1 protein-coding gene and 1 pseudogene are annotated in these 1,420 nt (G+C 58.2%); both read left to right on the plus strand.

Features of this window, described 5'->3' with window-relative positions; translation table 11 throughout:
* Positions 1–209, plus strand: a pseudogene (locus JS541_RS14590) (IS607 family transposase); the annotation flags it as partial.
* Positions 190–1,420 (plus strand): zinc ribbon domain-containing protein (locus JS541_RS14595; protein WP_214375207.1); only part of this gene is annotated, 1,231 nt, incomplete at its 3' end. The pseudogene JS541_RS14590 and the gene JS541_RS14595, both read left to right, overlap by 20 nt.

The raw sequence follows: 1,420 nt of genomic DNA on the forward strand, positions 1-1,420 counted from the left end.
TCCGCCTGTTCATCGAAGCGCAAGGCCGGAAGATCATCGTGATCAACGAGGCTGCGGATGATCGGACGGATCTGATTCAGGATCTCGTGTCGATCATCTACTCGTTCAGCGCCCGCCTGTACGGTCAGCGCCGGTCAAAAAAAGCCGTGAAGATGGTGGACATCCTCACCCAAGCCGAAAGCGGGGTGGATGATGCCGTCGAAGCCTGACAAGGTGTACAGCGCGTACAAGGTCGGATTCCCCGTCAACGCGGGCAAGACGCTGGAGTTGAAGCGCATGCTCCCCGTCTGGCGACAGGGGCTGAAGCATACACTGTCCGTGTTGGAGCGGACGATCCTCACCGGTGGGAAGAAGCCGCGTTGGGTCGACGCGAAGACATGGGACGGCGGACTGTCGCAACGCCAATGGGATTCCGTGACCCGTCAGGCGAAGGCCATGCTCGACTCATGGATCGAACTGCGTGAGATCGATTTCCGTCATATCGTGTCCGGTTCCACGATCGACGACAGGCTGAAACGTGAACTGTATAGGATCAACCTGCGTCACGCATGGTGGGAGCCGGGCGATGATCCCGCGCACAAAATGGCGCGGCGCATCATCAAGCATCTGCGCAAACGCATCCCGTTCCCGAACCCGATGCACTGCCGAACCATGAGCATGGATGGTAAGATCGCGCAGATCCAACCGTCCATGAAGGGCAGCAGCTTCTACTATTGGGCGCGCATATCCACGCTGACCAAAAACCAGACACTGTATGCGCCATTGGTCGTGCATTCCGACCTCGAACCACACCTGCACCCCAATGATCCAGAAACATTGGCGAACCACCTGCAGGTACGCGTCAACGAGGACGGAACCGTCACCGCCCTCGTCATGACCACCCAAGACACCATCAAACCCCGTGACACGGGCGAGACGATCGGCTTGGACTGGGGGTTGAACAGCCTGTTCGCCACCAGCGACGGACGCCTCTACGGGTTGAAACTGTATGCTTGGCTCAAACAACGCGACGACGAGCTGACCATCCTCACCAAGGAACTCGCCCGCTCCAACATCCCGTACAAGCAGTCCAGACGATACCGGAACCTGAACCGTCGCATCCGCGAATACGTGAAGAACGAAACCAACCGTGTCCTCAACATCATCGCCGACGACACGCTTCAAGAACTCGTTATCGAGGACTTGGACTTCCGCCACGGCGGACTGTCCAAACGTATGAACCGGATCATCAGCCGGGCCGGACGTGCCACGGTCCGTTACAAGCTGCAACGGCTCAACCAGACCCACGGCATCATCATCACCCAAGTCAACCCCGCATACACTTCACAGGAATGCGGATCATGCGGTTGGACCAGCGAAAAGAACCGTCCAACCCAATCCCAATTCCACTGCGAATGCTGCGGACGCAAACTCAACGCCG

This window comes from Bifidobacterium sp. SO1 (assembly GCF_018555335.1).
Classification (GTDB): Bacteria; Actinomycetota; Actinomycetes; order Actinomycetales; family Bifidobacteriaceae; genus Bifidobacterium; species Bifidobacterium simiiventris.